Source organism: Roseomonas sp. BN140053, from assembly GCF_047690175.1.
Taxonomy (GTDB): domain Bacteria; phylum Pseudomonadota; class Alphaproteobacteria; order Acetobacterales; family Acetobacteraceae; genus Roseomonas.
Map to the genome: position 1 here is coordinate 141,370 of NZ_JBLLEB010000001.1, position 19,101 is coordinate 160,470.

The 19,101-nt window shown below is 71.6% G+C and carries 17 protein-coding genes and 1 tRNA gene; 17 read left to right on the forward strand and 1 reads right to left on the reverse strand.

The window, feature by feature from the left end:
- Positions 1-23 precede the first annotated feature (23 nt).
- The gene (locus ACLIBK_RS00710; protein ID WP_415385286.1) at positions 24-1,532 is read right to left on the reverse strand and encodes a serine hydrolase domain-containing protein; all 1,509 of its coding nucleotides are present in this window, start codon (positions 1,530-1,532) and stop codon (positions 24-26) included.
- Between the two features lie 349 nt (positions 1,533-1,881).
- Here ACLIBK_RS00710 and ffh point away from each other — a divergent pair, with 349 nt between their 5' ends.
- The 17 genes from ffh to ACLIBK_RS00795 all read left to right on the forward strand — a co-directional run bounded on the left by ffh (position 1,882) and on the right by ACLIBK_RS00795 (position 18,929).
- A complete protein-coding gene (gene ffh / locus ACLIBK_RS00715) occupies positions 1,882-3,267 on the forward strand; it encodes a signal recognition particle protein (protein WP_415385287.1) in 1,386 nt (461 codons plus the stop codon).
- A 24-nt stretch (positions 3,268-3,291) separates the two neighbouring features.
- On the forward strand, positions 3,292-3,633 hold the full coding sequence (gene rpsP / locus ACLIBK_RS00720; RefSeq protein ID WP_415385288.1) for a 30S ribosomal protein S16: 342 nt from the start codon (positions 3,292-3,294) through the stop codon (positions 3,631-3,633).
- A gap of 29 nt (positions 3,634-3,662) precedes the next feature.
- Entirely contained in the window at positions 3,663-4,196 is a 534-nt protein-coding gene (rimM, locus tag ACLIBK_RS00725) for a ribosome maturation factor RimM (RefSeq protein WP_415385289.1), read from the forward strand.
- Entirely contained in the window at positions 4,193-4,933 is a 741-nt protein-coding gene (gene trmD / locus ACLIBK_RS00730; RefSeq protein ID WP_415385290.1) for a tRNA (guanosine(37)-N1)-methyltransferase TrmD, read from the forward strand. Before rimM ends, trmD begins: the two co-directional genes overlap by 4 nt.
- Positions 4,934-4,948: 15 nt before the next feature.
- Positions 4,949-5,380 carry a 50S ribosomal protein L19 gene (rplS, locus tag ACLIBK_RS00735; protein ID WP_415385291.1) on the forward strand — a complete coding sequence of 144 codons (432 nt, stop codon included), beginning with the start codon at positions 4,949-4,951 and terminating at the stop codon, positions 5,378-5,380.
- A gap of 82 nt (positions 5,381-5,462) precedes the next feature.
- Entirely contained in the window at positions 5,463-6,881 is a 1,419-nt protein-coding gene (leuC, locus tag ACLIBK_RS00740) for a 3-isopropylmalate dehydratase large subunit (RefSeq protein ID WP_415385292.1), read from the forward strand.
- Entirely contained in the window at positions 6,878-7,507 is a 630-nt protein-coding gene (leuD, locus tag ACLIBK_RS00745; RefSeq protein WP_415385293.1) for a 3-isopropylmalate dehydratase small subunit, read from the forward strand. The genes leuC and leuD overlap by 4 nt, the downstream gene beginning before the upstream one ends.
- Complete coding sequence (gene leuB, locus ACLIBK_RS00750; RefSeq protein ID WP_415385294.1) at positions 7,504-8,616, forward strand: 3-isopropylmalate dehydrogenase; 1,113 nt, start codon at positions 7,504-7,506, stop codon at positions 8,614-8,616. The genes leuD and leuB overlap by 4 nt, the downstream gene beginning before the upstream one ends.
- 46 nt (positions 8,617-8,662) lie before the next feature.
- Positions 8,663-8,739, forward strand: a tRNA-Arg gene (locus tag ACLIBK_RS00755).
- Between the two features lie 275 nt (positions 8,740-9,014).
- Positions 9,015-10,547 carry a phosphoric/sulfuric ester hydrolase PehA gene (gene pehA / locus ACLIBK_RS00760; protein WP_415385295.1) on the forward strand — a complete coding sequence of 511 codons (1,533 nt, stop codon included), beginning with the start codon at positions 9,015-9,017 and terminating at the stop codon, positions 10,545-10,547.
- Positions 10,547-12,175 carry an ABC transporter substrate-binding protein gene (locus tag ACLIBK_RS00765; protein WP_415385296.1) on the forward strand — a complete coding sequence of 543 codons (1,629 nt, stop codon included), beginning with the start codon at positions 10,547-10,549 and terminating at the stop codon, positions 12,173-12,175. The genes pehA and ACLIBK_RS00765 overlap by 1 nt, the downstream gene beginning before the upstream one ends.
- Positions 12,176-12,180: 5 nt before the next feature.
- Positions 12,181-13,812 (forward strand): ABC transporter substrate-binding protein, encoded by a 1,632-nt coding sequence (locus tag ACLIBK_RS00770; RefSeq protein ID WP_415385297.1) that lies wholly within the window; start codon positions 12,181-12,183, stop codon positions 13,810-13,812.
- A gap of 5 nt (positions 13,813-13,817) precedes the next feature.
- Positions 13,818-15,074 carry an alkaline phosphatase family protein gene (locus ACLIBK_RS00775; protein ID WP_415385298.1) on the forward strand — a complete coding sequence of 419 codons (1,257 nt, stop codon included), beginning with the start codon at positions 13,818-13,820 and terminating at the stop codon, positions 15,072-15,074.
- Positions 15,071-16,069, forward strand: a complete 999-nt coding sequence (locus tag ACLIBK_RS00780) for an ABC transporter ATP-binding protein (protein ID WP_415385299.1) — start codon at positions 15,071-15,073, stop codon at positions 16,067-16,069. The genes ACLIBK_RS00775 and ACLIBK_RS00780 overlap by 4 nt, the downstream gene beginning before the upstream one ends.
- On the forward strand, positions 16,066-17,115 hold the full coding sequence (locus ACLIBK_RS00785; RefSeq protein ID WP_415385300.1) for an ABC transporter ATP-binding protein: 1,050 nt from the start codon (positions 16,066-16,068) through the stop codon (positions 17,113-17,115). Before ACLIBK_RS00780 ends, ACLIBK_RS00785 begins: the two co-directional genes overlap by 4 nt.
- 6 nt (positions 17,116-17,121) lie before the next feature.
- Entirely contained in the window at positions 17,122-18,054 is a 933-nt protein-coding gene (locus ACLIBK_RS00790) for an ABC transporter permease (protein ID WP_415385301.1), read from the forward strand.
- Positions 18,054-18,929, forward strand: coding sequence for an ABC transporter permease (locus ACLIBK_RS00795; protein WP_415385302.1), 876 nt, complete (start codon positions 18,054-18,056; stop codon positions 18,927-18,929). Before ACLIBK_RS00790 ends, ACLIBK_RS00795 begins: the two co-directional genes overlap by 1 nt.
- The last annotated feature ends 172 nt before the right edge of the window (positions 18,930-19,101 follow it).

The following is a 19,101-nucleotide window of genomic DNA, read 5'->3' on the forward strand; positions in this document are numbered from 1 at the left end:
TGCTGGTGCCGGCCGCTGAGTGTCTAAGCGCGGTGGAGGCGCAGGACCCGCGAGCGGTGGGAGCTCAGCAGCAGCGTGTTCCGGTCGCAGAGCCATAGGCTGGCGCGCAGCACCGAGCCGCCATGCTCTCGCGACACCAGGGCGCGGCCACCGGGAAATGGGGTTAGGGGCACAGCCGGCACGCCGAAGCCCGGCAGGCGGGCGGTACCGTCCGGCCGGATTTCCAGCACGCTTCCGAAGGCATCATCCCGCCAGGAGCCGGCCATCGCGGGGTCCAGGGCGGTGTCGCCCGGCACCGGCAGCAACCGCTGCGCCGTGCGGCCGACCTGTCCGGCCAGGATGCCGTCGGCTTCCGGCCGCAAGGCGAGGTCCAGGCTGGAAGGGAGGCTGCGCACTCCGTCCGGCGTGGCGAGCAGCTTCTCCGTGCTGCCCATGAAGGTGATCTCGCCGCCCGACACTTCGGCCCAGCCCGGGCCGGTCGCGGCGGCGTAGAGACCGGGAGGCAGGGTGCCGGGGACGGGCAGGGGCAGCCCGGCCCAGGCGGCCAGGATGCGCAGGGCGGCCCAGAGCGGTTCCGTGTCTTCCCGGTTGCACAGCACCACGGCGCCGATGCCCAGCGAGGGCGAGAACAGCAGGTGGTCGCGATAGCCGGGCAGGGAGCCGCCGTGCCCGGCCAGCGGCAGGCCGTCCAGCTGCGGCAGAGACAGGCCGAGCCGGTACGGGCCGCCGAGCGGTCCGGCCTCGCAGAGCCGGGGCAGCATGCCCGTCAGCGGTCCGCGTCCGGCCAGCAGGGCGGCACCCCATTGTGCCAGGGTTTCGGCACTGCCTGCCAGGCCGCCAGAAGGGGAATACTGCGCGCCGTAGCGGCCGCGCCGCCAGCCGGTGCCATCCTTGCGGTAGCCGGTCGCGAGGCCGTCCACCACCGTGGCCTCGTCCTCGGGCAAGCAGATGTCCAGCCCGAGCGGTTGCAGCAGCCGAGCATGCAACGCCTCGGCGTAGGGGCGGCCGGCGGCGGCGGGAAAGGCGGCCTGCACCAGGCGGTAGCCGGTGTTGCTGTAGGTCATCTCCGGGCCGCCCTCCGCGCCGGTGGGCGCGTTCAGGCCGGGCAGGCGGCGCAGGGCTTCCAAGCCCTCGGCCGCGGTGAGGGTGGCGGAGAAGGGAAAGCCCGCCAGGGACAAGGTTTCGACCAGGTCTGGCAGCCCGCCGGTCATATCCAGCCCGCGCCGCAGCGGCACCGCGCCCAGGCTGGGCGGCAGCCCGTCGATCCAGGTGGCAAAGGGCGTGTCCAGCGGCACGCCTTCCAGCAGCAGGGTCGCCGCGCAGAACTGCTTGCTGATGGAAGCCCAGCGGGACGGCGTGCCGGGACCGAAAGGCAGGCGGTGTTCCAGTGAGGCATAGCCGCCCGCGAAGCCGTCCCGCGGCCCCGTCGCGTCGAATAGCACGATGGCGCCGCCCGGGCCGCCCTCCTCGGCCCAGGCGCGGGTCAGGGCCGCGGCTTCCGAGGCGGCGCGGGAACGGTCTGGCGTGGGCATGCTGGGATCTGGCCGAACTGTGCCCGCGCAGTTTCGGCGTTCGGAACCGTGAGGCACAAGGGTCGGGGGGCTGGGCGCTCTGGCGGCCCTGGCCGGGTGGAACCCTGGGTTCCGCTTTCGGTCGCCAGCAGGCCGGGCAATCCGTCGCGCGGGGTGGGGCGGCGCCTGGGGGGCATCGCTTGACGCGGTGGGTCAGGGCGCGTAGACGGCGCGCTTCGCGGGACACGTTCCGCGTTTTTCGGTCGGCTGCCCCGTGCGGCCGGCTCCGTCGCTCCGCGAAGACTCGCGCAGCGGCGCGCGTGTCGTTGGCCGCTCCCCAGGGGGCACACTGGAAGGTACGGGCGTACCGATGTTCGAGGCGCTCTCAGGCAGGCTGAACGGGGTTTTCGACCGGCTGCGCCGTCGCGGCGCGCTGAACGAGGCCGACGTGAACGAGGCGCTGCGCGAGGTCCGCGTGGCGCTGCTGGAAGCCGACGTCGCCCTGCCGGTGGTGCGCGACCTGATCGCCAAGGTGCGCGAGCGTGCCGTGGGCGCCGAGGTCGTGCGGTCCGTCTCGCCGGCCCAGCAGGTCATCAAGATCGTCAACGATGCCCTGGTGGAAGCCCTGGGCGGCGGCGAGGGCGATGACGGGCAGCGCGGGCTGGACCTCAACGCCCCTGCCCCGGTGGCGATCCTGATGGTCGGGCTCCAGGGCTCGGGCAAGACCACCACCTCGGGCAAGATCGCGCTGCGGCTGCGCACGCGGGAGCGCAAGAAGGTGCTGCTGGCCTCGCTGGACGTGCACCGGCCGGCGGCGCAGCTGCAGCTGGAAACCCTGGCCAAGCAGGCCGAGGTCGGCAGCCTGCCCATCGTGGCCGGGCAGGGGCCGCTGGAGATCGCCGCCCGGGCGCTGGATGTGGCGCGGCGCGAGCTCTACGACGTGGTGATCCTGGACACCGCCGGGCGGCTGGCCATCGACGAGGCGCTGATGGCCGAGGTCGCTGCCGTGAAGGCCGCGACCAGGCCGCACCAGAGCCTGCTGGTGGTGGACGCCATGACGGGCCAGGACGCGGTGAACACCGCTCGCGCCTTCCAGGAAAAGGTGGGCGTTTCCGGCATCGTCATGACCCGCGTGGACGGCGACGCCCGCGGCGGCGCGGCACTGTCCATGCGCGCGGTCACCGGCGCGCCGATCCGGCTGCTGGGCGCGGGCGAGAAGCTGGACGCGCTGGAGGATTTCCACCCCGACCGCATCGCCAACCGCATCCTCGGCATGGGCGACATCGTCTCCCTCGTGGAGCGCGCGGCCGAGACGGTGGATCGCGACCAGGCCGAGAAGCTGGCCGCGAAGATGCAGAAGGGTCAGTTCGACCTGGAAGACTATGCGGCCCAGCTCAAGCAGATCGGCAAGATGGGGTCGCTGAGCGGCATCCTCGGCATGCTGCCGGGGGTGGGCAAGATGAAGGCGCAGATCGAGAACGCGAACCTCGACAAGTCCATGCTCGGGCGGCAGGCGGCGATCATCTCCTCCATGACGCCGGCCGAGCGGCGCAAGCCCGAGATCCTGAAGGCGTCGCGCAAGCGCCGCATCGCCGCAGGGTCGGGCACCACGGTGCAGGACGTGAACCGCCTGCTCAAGCAGTTCGACGACATGTCCGCGATGATGAAGCGGATGAACAAGCTCGGTCAGAAGGGGCTGATGCGGGGCGGGCTCGGTGCCCTGCTCCCCGGCGCCGGTGGCCGACGGCCTTTCTAGAACACCAGAAGGAAGAGTGTTTCCATGGGACTGAAGATCCGCCTGTCGCGCGCTGGCGCCAAGAAGCGCCCCTACTACCACATCGTGGTGGCCGACAGCCGCTCCCCGCGCGACGGCCGCTTCATCGAGAAGGTGGGTTCCTACAACCCGATGCTGCCGGCCGAGCATGCCGAGCGCATCCGCCTGGTCGATGAGCGCATCACCCACTGGATCAGCCAGGGCGCCGTGGCGACCGACCGCGTCGCCAAGTTCCTCGGCAAGGCCGGGCTGGCGCCGATGCCCGTCTACCCCGAGCAGCCCAAGCAGTCCGCGCCCAAGAAGAAGGCGCAGGAGCGGGCGGCGGCCGCGGCTGCCGCCAACGGCTGACCACGGTTCCTGCCGCTTAGCATCCCGCGATGGTTTCCCAGCGCATCCTGGTGGGGGAGTTCGGCCGGCCGCACGGCGTGAAGGGGCTGCTCAAGCTGCGCACCTTCACCGCCGACCCCGACGCGATCAGCTCCTACGGCCCGCTCTCGGATGAGGGCGGGACGCGGCACTTCGCGATCGAGGTGCTGCCGGGCGGGATCGCGCGCGTGCAGGGAGTGGCCGACCGCGATGCCGCGGCGAAGCTGACCGGGCTGCGCCTCTACGTGTCGCGCGACGCGCTGCCGCCGCCGGAGGAGGAGGAGTTCTACCTCGCCGACCTCCTCGGCCTGCGGGCCGTGACGGCGGAAGGGGCGGAACTCGGCCGCGTCGTGTCCGTGGAGGATTTCGGCGGCGGCAGCTTCCTGACGCTGCGCGACGCGGCGGGGCGGGACAGCGAGATCCCCTTCACCCGCGCCTGCGTGCCGACGGTCGATCTCGCGGGCGGCACCTGCACCATCGTCCCACCCGACGAGGTGGTGGTGGAGGGCCGTTCCGCCGAGGACGAGGGGGATGACGCGGCGTGAGCTGGCGCGCCACCCTGCTCACGCTGTTCCCCGAGATGTTCCCGGGTCCGCTGGGGCATTCCCTGGCGGGGCGCGCGCTGTCGCGCGGGAGCTGGTCGATCGAGGCGCGGGACATCCGCTCCTTCGCCACCGACAAGCACCGCACGGTGGACGACACGCCCTTCGGCGGCGGGGCGGGGATGGTGATGCGGCCGGACGTGGCGGATGCCGCCTGTGCCTGGGCGCAGGAGGGCAACCCCGGCGCGCCGCTGGTCTACCTGACACCGCGCGGAAGGCCCTTGGGGCAGGACCTCGTGCGGGAGCTGGCGGCAGGACCGGGGGTGATCCTGTTCTGCGGCCGCTACGAAGGGCTGGACCAGCGGGTGATCGAGGCGCGCGGCATGCGGGAAGTCTCGGTGGGCGACTACGTGCTGTCCGGCGGCGAGCCGGCGGCGCTGGTGCTGCTGGACGCCTGCGTGCGCCTGCTGCCGGGCGTCATGGGCGGGGCTGCCAGCGCGGAGGAGGAATCCTTCTCGGCCGGCGGCCGGGGCCCGCTGCTGGAATACCCGCACTACACCCGGCCGGCGGAATGGAACGGGTTGCGCGTGCCGGACGTGCTGGTGTCCGGCCACCATGCCGAGGTGGCCCGCTGGCGCGCGGCGCAGTCGGAGGCGGCGACGCGCGAGCGGCGGCCGGACCTTTGGCGCCGGCGCGAAGAATTGGACGGGGCGGCTCCGGCCGCCTACACGAGTGCTTAGAAAAGGACCAACGAGATGAACCTGCTGCAGCAGTTCGAGGCGGACCAGCAGTCCCGCCTTTCCGCCACCCGCGCCACGCCGGACTTCGCCGCGGGCGACACGCTCCGCGTGATGGTGAAGGTGGTCGAGGGCGAGCGCATCCGCACCCAGGCCTATGAGGGCGTGTGCATCGCGCGCTCCAACCGCGGCCTGAACAGCAACTTCACCGTGCGCAAGCTGTCCTACGGCGAGGGCGTGGAGCGCGTCTTCCCGCTGTATTCGCCCAACGTGGCGGAGATCGTGGTGGTGCGCCGCGGCAAGGTGCGTCGCGCCAAGCTGTACTACCTGCGCGGCCGCACGGGTAAGTCCGCCCGCATCGCCGAGCGCGCGGCGCCGCGCCCGGATGCGAATGCTGCCGCGGCGCCGGCCGCACCCGCCCCGGCTGCGGCCGAGGCATCGCAGGGCTGACCTGCGTGACGGGGCCCGCCCGGTGAAAAACCGGGGCGGGCCCCACTATATCAGGGCTGTTGTTATCTCTGGGGGAAAACCGATGTCGGCCACCAAGCCGCGGACGCTGTTCGACAAGATCTGGGACGCCCACGTCGTCGAGACGCTGCCGGACGGCACGGTGCTCCTCTACATCGACCGCCACCTCACCCATGAGGTGACCAGCCCGCAGGCCTATGAGGGTCTCCGGACCTCCGGCCGCAAGGTGCGCCGGCCGGACGCCACCATCGCCGTGGTGGACCACAACGTCCCCACCGACGCGACCCGCTTTTCCGGCGTGAACGAGCCCGAGAGCGCGCTGCAGATCGCGACGCTGGAGCGCAACGTCGCGGAGTTCGGCGTTCCCTACATCCCGCTGAACAGCAACCGCCAGGGCATCGTCCACATCATCGGGCCGGAGCTGGGCATCTCGCTGCCCGGCCAGACCATCGTGTGCGGCGACAGCCACACCTCCACCCACGGCGCGCTGGGCTCGCTGGCCTTCGGCATCGGGACGTCGGAGGTCGAGCACGTGCTGGCCACCCAGACGCTGCTGCAGAAGCCGGCCAAGAACATGCGAGTCACGGTGGACGGCACGCTGGGGCAGGGGGTCACGGCCAAGGACGTGATGCTGGCCATCATCGGCAAGATCGGCACGGCCGGCGGCACCGGCTACGTGATCGAGTTCGCCGGCGAGGTGATCCGGGCGCTCGACATGGCCGGGCGCATGACGATCTGCAACATGAGCATCGAGGCCGGTGCCCGCGCCGGCATGATCGCCCCGGATGAGACCACCTTCCGCTACGTCGCCGAGCGCCCGATGGCGCCCAAGGGCGAGGCGCTGGAGCGCGCGATCGAGTACTGGCGCACGCTGCCCAGCGACCCCGACGCGGTGTTCGACCGCGAGGTGGTGCTGCATGCTGACGAGATCGCGCCGCTGGTGACCTGGGGCACCTCGCCGGAAACGGTGGTGCCGATCACCGGCCGCGTGCCCGATCCCAGCGCCGAGCCGGACGAGGCCAAGCGCGGGCAGATGCAGCGCATGCTGGATTACATGGGGCTCACCCCCAACCAGCCGATGCAGGACGTGCGGATCGACGCGGTGTTCGTGGGGTCCTGCACCAACGGCCGCATCGAGGATATCCGCGCCGTGGCGGAGATCGTGCGCGGCAAGCACCTGGCCCCCGGCGTGCGTGCCATGGCCGTGCCGGGTTCCGGCCTGGTCAAGGAGCAGGCGGAGCGCGAGGGGCTGGACCGCGTGCTGATCGAGGCGGGCTTCGAGTGGCGGGAGGCGGGGTGTTCCATGTGCCTCGGCATGAACCCGGACAAGCTCAAGCCCGGCGAGCGCTGCGCTTCCACGTCGAACCGCAATTTCGAGGGGCGGCAGGGCCCGGGCGGCCGGACGCACCTGCTGAGCCCGGCCATGGCGGCCGCGGCGGCCATCACCGGCCGCCTGACGGATGTGCGGGAGATCGCGGCATGACGCCCTTCACCACGCTGACCGGCGTCGCCGCGCCGCTGCCGATGGCGAACGTGGACACGGACAAGATCATCCCGTCCCGCTTCCTCAAGACCATCGAGCGTACGGGGCTGGGCAAGGGGCTTTTCTCCGAGCTGCGCTACCGGCCCGGCGGGGAGGAGAACCCGGATTTCGTGCTGAACCGGGAACCCTACCGCCACGCCGAGATCCTGATCGCCTTCGAGAATTTCGGCTGCGGGTCCTCGCGCGAGCACGCTCCTTGGGCGCTGCTGGATTTCGGCATCCGCTGCGTCATCGCACCGGACTTCGCCGACATCTTCCACAACAACTGCTTCAAGAACGGCGTGTTGCCGGTCAAGCTGCCGCACGCGGTTTGCGAAAAGCTGATGGAGGATGCCAGGCTGGGCGGCAACGCCCGCATCACGGTGGACCTGCCGCGGCAGGTGGTGATCCGCCCGGACGGAGAGGAGATCCCCTTCAACGTGGACCCGCTGCGCAAGCACCGGCTGCTCAACGGCTTGGACGATATCGGGGAAACCATGCAGCGCGCTTCCGCCATCGACGCCTTCGAGGCGCAGCGCCGCACGAGCCAGCCCTGGGCCACCAGCACGGAAGGCGTCGCCGGGTGACCGCCAACAAGAAGCTGCTGGTCCTCCCCGGGGACGGCATCGGCCCCGAGGTGATGCGCGAAGTCCGCCGGGTGGTGGACTGGATGTCCCGTCGCCGTTCCGTGTCCTTCCAGGTCGAGGAAGGGCTGGTCGGCGGCGCCGCGCTGGACGCCGAGGGCACGCCCTGTTCCGACGAGACGGTGGAGCGCGCCAAGGCGGCCGACGCCGTGCTGTTCGGCTCGGTGGGTGGTCCCAAGTGGGACGGTTTGCCCTTCGATCGGCGCCCGGAGCTGGGCATCCTGCGGCTGCGACAAGAGCTCGGCCTGTTCGCCAACCTGCGTCCGGCCACGGTGCTGGACCCGCTGGTCAGCGCTTCCTCCCTGAAGCCGGAGGTGGTGCGCGGGCTGGACCTGATGATCGTGCGCGAAAGCACGGGCGGGATCTATTTCGGCGAGCCGCGCGGCATCGAGACCGGCGCGGACGGCAAGCGCCGGGGCATCGATACGGAAGTCTATACCGAGGACGAGATTGTCCGGGTGGCCCGCGTGGCCTTCGAGCTGGCGCGCGGGCGCAGCGGCAAGCTTACCAGCATCGACAAGGCCAACGTGATGCAGTCCGGCCGCCTGTGGCGCGCCGTGGTAGGGGAGGTCGGCAAGGCCGAGTTCCCCGACGTGCAGCTGAGCAACATGTACGCCGACAACTGCGCCATGCAGCTCGCCTCGAATCCGCGGCAGTTCGACGTGATCCTGGCCGGCAACCTGTTCGGCGACCTGCTCTCGGACCTGGCGGCCGCGCTGACGGGGTCGCTGGGGATGCTGCCCTCTGCCACGCTGGGGGCGCCCGACGCTGCCGGGCGGCGCCACGCGCTCTACGAGCCGATCCACGGCTCCGCCCCCGACATCGCCGGCAAGGGCATCGCCAACCCCTGCGCGCAGATCCTGAGCTTCGCCATGCTGCTGCGCTGGAGCTTCGGCATGGAAGAGGACGCGCGGCTGATCGAGCAGGCGGTGGAGAAGGTGCTGGCGGGCGGTTTGCGCACGGCCGACATCATGGCCGCGGGCACCGCGCGGGTCGGCACCTCCGTGATGGGTGAGGCAATCCTGCGGGAACTCGATAAACTCGCTGCCTGAGGGTTGCGCCGGCCGCGAGGCTCGGCTATCTCGCGGTCACTGGCCGGCGCCCGTAGCTCAACTGGATAGAGCGCTAGACTACGGATCTGGAGGTTAGGGGTTCGAATCCTCTCGGGCGCGCCAGTCCCTCCCAAGTTCTTCGCCTGATGTTGCTGCTCCGCAGCGCAGTTCCGCCGGTTAGCGCCGGCAAGGCCGCATCTCCCGTCATTCCAACGGCCACCCCGACATCCCCTTCGTGTTCGCCTGCGCCTTCGCCCCCCGGCCTTGGGCCATGCTGTGCGGAGTCCCGGCCGGTTCGGCGGTTTCGGCAGGTGTCATGCTCCTGAAACCCGGGCGTCATCGGGCCGTCTCGCCGCAGCAGTAAGCCACCTGCCAGCAACCGTGTGGCTGGAACCGGGATGGCGCAGCGGCGCAACGTACTTCTCGTGGTGGTGGACCAATGGCGGGCGGATTTCGTGCCCGCCTTGGGCGCGGGCTTCCTGCGCACGCCCAACCTGGACCGGCTCTGCCGGGAAGGGGTGACCTTCCGCAACCACGTCACCACCACCGTGCCCTGCGGCCCGGCTCGGGCCAGCCTGCTGACCGGCCTGTACCTGATGAACCACCGGGCGGTGCAGAACACCGTGCCGCTGGATGCCCGCCATGTCAGCCTGGGCAAGGCGCTGCGGGAGATGGGCTACGACCCCGCGCTGATCGGCTACACCACCACCACGCCCGACCCGCGCACCACGGCGCCGCGCGACCCGCGCTTCACCACGCTGGGCGACCTGATGGACGGGTTCCGCTCCGTCGGCGCCTTCGAGCCCTCAATGGACGGGTATTTCGGCTGGCTGGCCCAGAAGGGCTACCGGCTGCCCCCCAACCGCGAGGATATCTGGCTGCCGGAGGGCGAGGATGCCGTTCCCGGCGCCACGGACCGGCCCAGCCGCATCACCGCGGATCTGTCCGACACCGCCTTCTTCACCGAGCGTGCCCTGACCTACCTGAAGGGCAAGGGCGAGAAGCCCTGGTTCCTGCACCTCGGCTACTACCGCCCGCACCCGCCCTTCATCGCGCCCGAGCCGTACAACCGGATGTACCGGCCGGAGGACATGCCGGCGCCGGTGAGCAGCCCCTCCTGGCAGGCCGAGGCGGAGCAGCACCCGCTGCTGTCCTTCTACCTGCGCGGCATCGGGCAGGGGTCCTTCTTCCACGGCGCCGGCGGCGCGGCGACGGGGCTGGACGAGGCCTCCATCCGGCAGATGCGGGCGACCTATAGCGGGTTGATCTCCGAGGTGGATGCGGCGCTGGGCGAGGTAATCGCGCATCTCGACGCGACGGATCAGTGGAAGAACACGCTGGTGATCTTCACCTCCGACCACGGCGAGCAGCTCGGCGACCATTGGCTGCTGGGCAAGGTCGGTTACCACGACGAGAGCTTCCGCATCCCGCTGGTGGTGGTGGACCCGGATCGGCCGGAGAGTGCCGGGCGGATCGAGAGCGCCTTCACCGAGAGCGTGGACATCATGCCCACGGTGCTGGACTGGCTGGGCGGCACGGCGCCGCGCAACAGCGACGGGTGTTCGCTGCTGCCGCTGGTGCGGGGCGAGACGCCGGCCGACTGGCGGCAACACCTGTTCTACGAATACGACTTCCGCGACGTGTTCTATTCCCGGCCCGAGGGCGATCTCGGCCTGGGCATGGACGAGAGCTCGCTCTGCGTCGTGCAGGATGCGGACTGGAAATACGTCCACTTCGCCGCGCTGCCGCCGCTGCTGTTCGACCTGCGGCGCGACCCCGACCAGTTCCGGAACCTTGCCGACGACCCGGCCTATGCCGCCATCGTCGCGCGCTACGCGCAGCGCGCCCTGTCGCACCGCATGCGCCATGCCGAGAAGACCCTGACCCATTTCCGCGCCACGCCCCAGGGCTTGGAGGAGAGACGCTCGTGATGCTTCCCCGTCGTTCCCTGGTGCTGGGGGCCGGCGCCGCCGGCCTCGCCCTGCCGCGCTTCGCCATCGCGCAAGCCGATCAGCGACCATCGATCAACATCGCCGTGCAGAAGATCAGCAACTCCAACACGCTGGAAGTGCTGCGCGAGCAGAGCAACGTCGGCGAGCGGGTGTTCTTCTCCTCGCTGTGGGAAGGGCTGATCGGCCGCGAATGGCTCAACGGGCTGCGCGAAACGCCGCTGCTGGCGACCGAATGGCGCCGGCTGAGCGACAGCGTCGTGGAGCTGAAGCTGCGCCCCGGGGTGAAGTTCCACAATGGCGACGAGATGACCGCCGAGGACGTGGTGTTCTCCTTCGGCTCGGAGCGCATGTTCGGCGACACGCCGGCCACGGCGATGGGCCGTACCATCCCCGTGCGCGGCGACAGTATCCCCACCCGCGCCGGGCGCGAGCTGCCGCCCGAGATCCCCGCGGTCGCCCGCCGTTCCTGGCCGGCGCTGGAGCGCGTGGAGGCGGTGGACCGCTACACCGTGCGCTTCCACAACGCGACGCCGGACGTGACGCTGGAAGGTCGCCTGGCGCGCTACGGCAGCGAGATCATCAGCAAGCGCGCCTATACGGAAGCGCCGACCTGGTTCGACTGGGCCCGGCAGCCGATCCTCACCGGCCCCTACAAGGTGGCGGAGTTCCGCCCGGACCAGTCGCTGACCCTGGTGGCGCATGACGAGTACTGGGGCGGCCGCCCGCCCCTGAAGCAGATCCGCTTCCTGGAAGTGCCGGAGGTGCCGGCGCGCATCAACGCCCTGCGCTCGGGCGAGGTGCAGTTCGCCTGCGACATCCCGCCCGACCAGATCCCCAGCGTCGAGGCCGATGCGCGGCTGGAAGTGCAGGGCGGCACCATCCTGAACCACCGCATCTCCGTGTTCGACCAGAACAATCCGGCGCTGCGCGACCCGCGCGTGCGCCGCGCCTTCACCCATGCGGTGGACCGGGACGCGATCGTCGAGAGCCTCTGGGCCGGACGCACCGTCGTCCCGAAGGGGCTGCAGTGGGACTACTACGGCCAGATGTTCGTGTCGGACTGGAGCGTGCCGAAGTTCGACCAGGCCGAGGCGCGCCGCCTGCTGCGCGAGGCCGGCTACAAAGGCGACCCGATCCCGTACCGCCTGCTGAACAACTACTACACCAACCAGACACCCACCGCGCAGGTGCTGGTGGAGATGTGGCAGCAGGTCGGCCTGAACGTGCGGATCGAGATGAAGGAGAACTGGACCCAGGTGCTGGACCGCAACGGCCAGCGCGGCGTCTACGACTGGTCCGCTTCCGCGCCCTTCAACGACCCCGTGTCCTGCATCGTCAACCAGTTCGGCCCCAACGGGCAGGTGCAGCAGGTCGGGCTGTGGAGCAACGAGGAGAGCAACCGCCTCTCGGTGGAGCTGGAAACCTCCACCGACCGCGACCGCCGCAAGGCCGCCTTCCGCCGCATGCTGGAAATCTGCGAGCGCGAGGACCCCGCCTATCAGGTGCTGCACCAGAACGCGACCTTCACCGCCAAGCGCAAGGAGATCCGTTGGAAGGCGGCGCCGGCCTTCGCGATGGAGTTCCGTCAGGGCAACTGGGGAGCGTGAGGCGCATGCCGATGCTTTCTCGCCGCACGGCGTTGGCCGGCGCCGGGGCCAGTCTGCTGCCGCTGGCCCGGCCCGCGCTGGCCCAGGCCGATACACGGCCGGCGCTCACCGTGGCCGTGCAGAGGATCGCCGGCTCCAACACGCTGGAACCGCCGCGCGAACAGTCCAACACCGGCTTCCGCAGCTCCGGCCTCTACGCGGAGCCGCTGATCGACACCGACTGGCTCGGCGACCTGCGGGCCGTGCCCGGCCTCGCCGCAGCCTGGCGGCGGGTGGACGAGCGCACGGTGGAACTCGACCTGCGGCCCGGCGTGCGCTTCCACGACGGCCGCGAGATGACGGCCGAGGACGTCGCGTTTTCCTTCAACGAGCGGCTCTTCGGCGCGGCTGGGCCGGGTGGCACGGCCGCAACCGGCAGTTCCGCCAGCCTGCTGGCCGGCACCGCGGGCCGCGAGCCGCCGGGCGAGGTGATCGCGGTGGCGCGCCGCTCCTTTCCCGGGCTGGAGCGGATGGAGGTGGTCGGGTCCCACACCGTGCGCTACGTCGCCGCCCGCCCCGACATCACGGTCGAGGGACGGCTGGCGCAGAATGTCGGCACGGTGATGTCGCGCGCGGCCTTCGCGGCCAGCGAGAACTGGCTGGCCTGGGCGCGCCGCCCGGTCGGCACCGGCCCCTATCGCATCGCCGAGTACCGGCCCGACAATTCCGTGACCTTCGAGGCGCATGACGATTACTGGGGCGGCCGCCCGCCGGCGCGCCGCATCCGCTTCGTCGAGGTGCCGGAAGCGTCCAGCCGCGTGAATGGGCTGTTTGCCGGGGAATACGACTTCGCCTGCGACATCTCGCCGGACCAGATCGCCGTGGTGGAGCGCAACGCGCGCTTCGAGGTGCTGGGCAGCCCGATCAACAACATCCGCATCCTGACCTTCGACAAGACGCATCCCGTGCTGGCCGATGCGCGCATCCGCCGCGCGATGACCCACGCGGTGGACCGTCAGGCCATCGTGGACGCGCTCTGGGCCGGCCGCACCGCCATTCCGCGCGGGCTACAGCTGGAGAACTACGGGGCGATGTATCTCGCGGATTGGGAAAACCCGCGCTTCGACCCGGCGGAAGCGCGCCGGCTGCTGCGCGACGCGGGCTATGCCGGCCAGCCGATCCCCCACCGCCTGCTGCGCGACTACTACGCCAACCAGACCGCCACGGCGCAGATCCTGGTGGAGATGTGGCGCGCCGTCGGGCTGAACGTCGCGATCGAGATGAAGGAGAACTCCTCCCAGCAGGTGGAGCGCGGCCCGGGGCGCGGCATCCGCGACTGGTCCAACACCTCGACCTTCGGCGATCCGGTGGCGGGCGTGCTGCGCGCCTATGGCCCCAACACCGACCCCGCCGCGAACGGCGAGTGGAGCAGCGCGGAGTTCGACCGCGTGGCGGCGGAACTGACCGGTTCCACCGATCTTCCCCGCCGCCGCGCCCTGTTCCGCCGGATGCTGGAGATCGTGGAGCGCGAGGACCCCGGGACCTTCGTGCTGCACCAGGCCGCGTCCTTTACCGCCAAGCGGCGGGACATCGCGTGGCGCGCCGCGAAAGGCTGGCCGATGGATTTCCGGCCGGGCAACCTGCAGGTGGGAGCGTGAAGCCGATGCGCCGTGTGATCATCCTGGTGCTCGACGGGCTGCGACGGGACTCCGTCACGCCCGAGGCGATGCCCGCGCTGCACGCCCTGTCGCGGCAGGGCAGCTGGTTCGCGGCGCACCGGTCCGTGTTCCCCTCCGTCACGCGCTGTTGTTCCGCCGCCTTCGCCACCGGCTGCTTCGCAGCGCGCAACGGCCTGCAGGCCAACACCGTGGCACTGGAGGAGAACGGCCGGCTGGTGCTGCGCGACGCGGGTGAGCCCGACTTCCTCGACCACAAGCGCGCTGCCACCGATTCCATGCTGGAGGTGCCGACCCTGGCCGACCGCGTCGCGGCCCAGGGCGGGCTGGCGGTGTTCAGCAACGGCTCGCCCGGGTCGTGCCGGGCGCACGATCCGAACGGGGTGGCCTATGCCCGCAACCGCGTCTCCGGCTGGGGCGGCGGGACGTCGCTGGACACGAGCATCGACGTCGAAGGCGACGCCGCGCTGGTGCGCGCCTTTATTGCCGAGGCGGTGAACGGGCCCTTCGCCGTGTCCATCGCCTGGTGCTGCGAGCCGGACCACGTGCAGCACGCCGCGCCGCTGGGCTCGCCCGAGGTGCTGGCGGTGCTGCGCCGCGCCGATGACCGCGTGGCCCAGGTCGCGGCGGCGGTGCAGGCCCGGCGCGCGGCCGGGGAGGACATCCTGTTCCTGGTGGCTTCCGACCACGGCCATGACACGGTGACCGAGGTGGTGGACGTCAACGCCGCGCTGGAGGCCGTGGGCGTCCGGCACGGCCCGGAGGACCACGGGCTGCGCGCGGTGGCCAACGGCACTGCCGCCATGCTCTACGCCCTGCCGGGCCGCGAGGCCGACGCTGCCCGGGCGCTGGAGGTGCTGCGCGGCATGCCCTGGGCCGGCCGGGTGCTGGACGCGGAAGCGCTGCGGCAGCACGGCCAGGCCGCCCGGTACCACCTGTTCGGCGCCGTGGCGCTGCGCTCTTCCGAGGCGCCGAACCGCTACGGCATGGCGGGCAGCTCGGTCATGGCCAAGCCGGATTTCGGCAAGCCGGACCGGCTCGGCCACGGCATGCATGGCGGCTTCGGGGTGGGCGAGCAGGGGCCGACGCTGCTGGCCCTGGGGTCTGGCTTCGCCGCGGCGCAGGTCACGGCGCCCACCAGCCTGGTGGACATCGCCCCGACCGTGCTGGCGCATCTCGGCCTTTCCACCCACGGGATGGATGGCCGCGCCCTGCAGCCCGCCTATGCGGAGGCCGCGGCATGAGTGCTTCCCTGGTGGAGGTCCGCGATCTCCGCGTGTCCTTCGACGGCATGCCCGCGCTGCGCGGCGTGGACCTTTCGGTCGGCCGCGGCGAGGCGGTGGCGCTGGTGGGCGAGTCCGGTTGCGGCAAGTCCGTCACTTGGCTGGCCGCCCTGGGCCTGTTGCCGGCCAAGGCCAAGGTCACCGGCAGCGTGCGTCTGGACGGGCAGGAGCTGCTGGGCGCCGCGCCGGCGGTGTTGGACCATGTGCGCGGCGGCCGCGTCGCCATGATCTTCCAGGACCCTGCCAGCAGCCTGAACCCCGTGCACCGCATCGGCCGCCAGCTGACCGAGGCGCTGCGCCTGCATCGCGGCCTGTCGGGCGGCGCGGCACGCGAGGAAGCCCGGCGCCTGCTGGACCAGGTCGGCATGCCCGACGCGCGGCGCCGCCTGGACGCCTATCCGCACGAGCTGTCGGGCGGGCAGAACCAGCGCGTCATGATCGCCATGGCCCTGGCCGGCCGGCCGGAGCTGCTGGTGGCGGACGAGCCCACCACGGCGCTGGACGTCACCATCCAGGCGCAGATCCTGGAACTGCTGGCGGAGATCCGGCGCGACACCGGCATGGCGCTGGTGCTGATCTCGCACGACCTCGGCGTGGTGGCGGAAACCTGCGACCGCGTGCTGATCCTCTACGCCGGCCGGGTGGTGGAGGAAACACGCACGGAGCAGCTGTTCCGCGCGCCCGCGCATCCCTACGCCGAAGGGCTGCTCGCCGCCCTGCCGCCCATGGGCGGGCCGCGCCGGCCCCTGGCGGCCATTCCCGGCAGCGTGCCGGAACCCTGGGCCATGCCGCCGGGCTGCCCCTTCTCGCCGCGATGTTCACGCCGGGTCGCCGCTTGCGACACGGTGCCGCCGGCCCTGCGGCCCGTGGTGGAGGGCCATCGCGCCGCCTGCATCCGGCCCGGTGGCGGCCAGGCCCGCCGCGCGACCGCCCTGCCGGAATTGTTACCGGCGTGACCGCTTCCCCGGACACCCATCGCGGCGTGCCTTTGCTGGAGGCGACGGGGCTGGTGCGCCGCTACGGCATGCGCCGCGGCCTGCTCGGCAGGCCGGTGGAGGTGCGCGCGGTGGACGGCGTGTCGCTGACCCTGCAACGCGGCCGCACCCTCGGGCTGGTGGGGGAGTCCGGCTGCGGCAAATCCACCACCGGACGCCTCGTGCTGGGGTTGGAGAAGCCCGATGCCGGCGAGGTCCGCTTCGGCGGCGCGCCCATGCCGCCACCGGGCAGCGCCGCCTGGCGGGCGCAGCGGGCGCGGATGCAGATGGTGTTCCAGGACCCGCTCGGCGCCATGGACCGGCGGCTCACCGTCGCGGCCCAGGTGGCGGAGCCGCTGGAGATCCACGCGACCCTGCCGCGGGGCGAGCGCGACGCGCGGGTGGAGGCGCTGCTGCGCGGGGTGGGGCTGCGTCCCGACCAGGGCGCGCGCTACCCGCACGAGCTGTCGGGCGGGCAGCGGCAGCGCGCCGTGCTGGCCCGCGCCATGGCCACGGAGCCCGACCTGCTGGTCTGCGACGAGCCGATCAGCGCCCTCGACGTGTCGATCCAGGCGCAGGTGATGAACCTGCTGTCCGAGCTGCAGGCGCGCACCGGGATAGCCATGCTGTTCGTGTCGCACGACCTGCGCGCGGTGCGGCAGATGAGCCACCGCGTCGCGGTGATGTATCTCGGCCGCATCGTGGAGGAGGGTGAGCCGGACGGGGTGCTGCACGCGCCGGCGCATCCCTATGCCCAGGCGCTGGTGTCCGCGATCCCGCATCCCGGCCGCGGCGGCAGGCGCATCGTGCTGCAGGGCGACCCGCCCAATCCCGCGGCGCGACCGCCGGGTTGCGCCTTCCACCCGCGCTGCTCGCAGGCCGCCGCCCTCTGCGCGCGCGAGATCCCGGCGCTGAAGCCGCGCCTGGACGGCCGGCTGGTGGCCTGCCACGTGGCGCATGGCGACGTCGCCCCGGGGGCTGGCGACGTGCCCACGGCCCTCTCGCAACCCCTTCCCGAGGCGGCCTGAACCCCGATGCTGCGCTTCCTGGGCTTCCGCCTGACGCGGGCCTTGCTGACCCTGGTGCTGGTGGTGACCTTCGCCTTCGTGGTGCTGCGCCTGAGCGGCGATCCCGCCCTGCTGATCATGAGCGCCGATGCGCCGCCGGAGGCGATCGCCGCCTTTCGTCGCGCCTGGGGGCTGGATGACCCGCTGTGGCAGCAATACCTGCGCTACTTCGGCGCGATCGCCCACGGCGACCTCGGCCAGTCCATGCGCGACGGCCGCTCCGCCATCGAGCTGGTCAGCGAGCGCATCCCCGCCACCCTGGCGCTGACCGTGCCGGCACTGCTGGTCAAGGTGGGCATCGGCATCCCCGCTGGGGTTTACGCGGCGCTGCACCGGAACTCGCTGGCCGACCGGGCGGTGATGCTGCTGGCGGTGGCGGGCTTCACCGTGCCCTCCTTCGTGCTGGGGTTGGTGCTGGTGCTGGTCTTCGCCGTGCAGCTGGGCTGGCTGCCCTCGGGTGGGCAGGACAGCTGGCGCCACGCCATCCTGCCGGTGATCACCCTGGGCGTCGGCGGTGCCGCGGTGCTGGCGCGCTTCACGCGCTCCGCCATGCTGGAGGTCTTGGGGCAGCCCTACATGCGCACCGCCACCGCCAAGGGCGTGCCCTGGGCCGTCGCGGTGCGCCGCCACGCCCTGCCCAATGCCGCCATTCCCACCGTCACCATCGTGGGCTTCATGGTGGGCTCGCTGCTGGCCGGTGCAGTGGTGGTGGAGAGCGTCTTCTCCTGGCCGGGTGTCGGGCGGTTACTGGTGGTGGCGGTGGCGAACCGCGATCTCGCGGTGGTGCAATGCATCCTGCTGCTGGTGGCCGCCACCATGGTGATGGCCAACCTTGTGGTGGATCTGCTCTACGGCGTGCTGGATCCACGGCTCCGCTCCGGCCTGCGAGGAGCGAACTGATGTCGGGCCTCGCGATCGAACCCGCCATCGCCGCGCCAACGGCGCCACGCCGGGCCCGGCTGCCGCTGCTGGTGGCCCTGGCGCTGTTCTGGGTGGTGCTGATGCTGGCCGTGGCGCTGGCTGCGGACTGGGTGCGGCCCTTTCCCATCACCGCGCTCGACCTGCGCCACCGGCTGGTGCCGCCGGTGGGGCTGGGCGGGGATTGGCTGCACCCGCTGGGTACGGACGAGCTGGGCCGCGACGTGCTGAGCCGCCTGATCGCCTCCATCCGCATGAGCCTGCTGATCGCCTTCGGGGCCACCGTGATTTCCGCCGTGGTCGGCGTCGGGCTGGGCTTCCTGGCGGCGCATTTCCGCGGCCTGGTGGAACAAGGGGTGCTGGCGCTGGTGGACTTCCAGGCGGCCATGCCCTTCCTGATCCTGGCCCTCGCGGTGCTGGCCTTCTTCGGCAATGCCCTGCCGCTGCTGATCTGCCTGCTGGGGCTGAACGGCTGGGAACGCTATGCCCGCATCGCCCGCGGCCTGGCGATCAGCGCCGGCGCCCAGGGCTACGCCGCGGCGGTACGGCAGCTCGGAGCCTCGCCCTGGCGGGTCTACGGGCGGCACGTGCTGCCCAACATCGCCTCCACGCTGATCGTGTCCATGACGCTGAGCTTCCCGGAGATCATCCTGCTGGAATCCGGGCTGAGCTTCCTGGGCCTGGGCGTGCAGCCGCCCGATACCAGCCTGGGCAACATGGTCGGCTACGGGCGGGAATACCTGACGCGGGCGCCCTGGATCCTGCTGGCGCCCTCGGTGACCATCGTGCTGACCACCCTGTCCGTGTCGCTGCTGGGCGATTGGCTGCGCGACCGGCTGGACCCTACCCTGCGCTGAGGCGCGAAGGGGGGGCAGGGCGTCGGCGCGCCGGGCCGTGCGCTGGCGTGCTGCCAAGTCGAAAGCGGCTCGCGGCGGTGCCTCCGGGCACCCTCCGGCGCCGGGAGGCTGGCCGAAATGGCGCCGGCCCGTCGAGAAACACCCTGACGGAGGTCGTCCGGGCCGGTCGGAG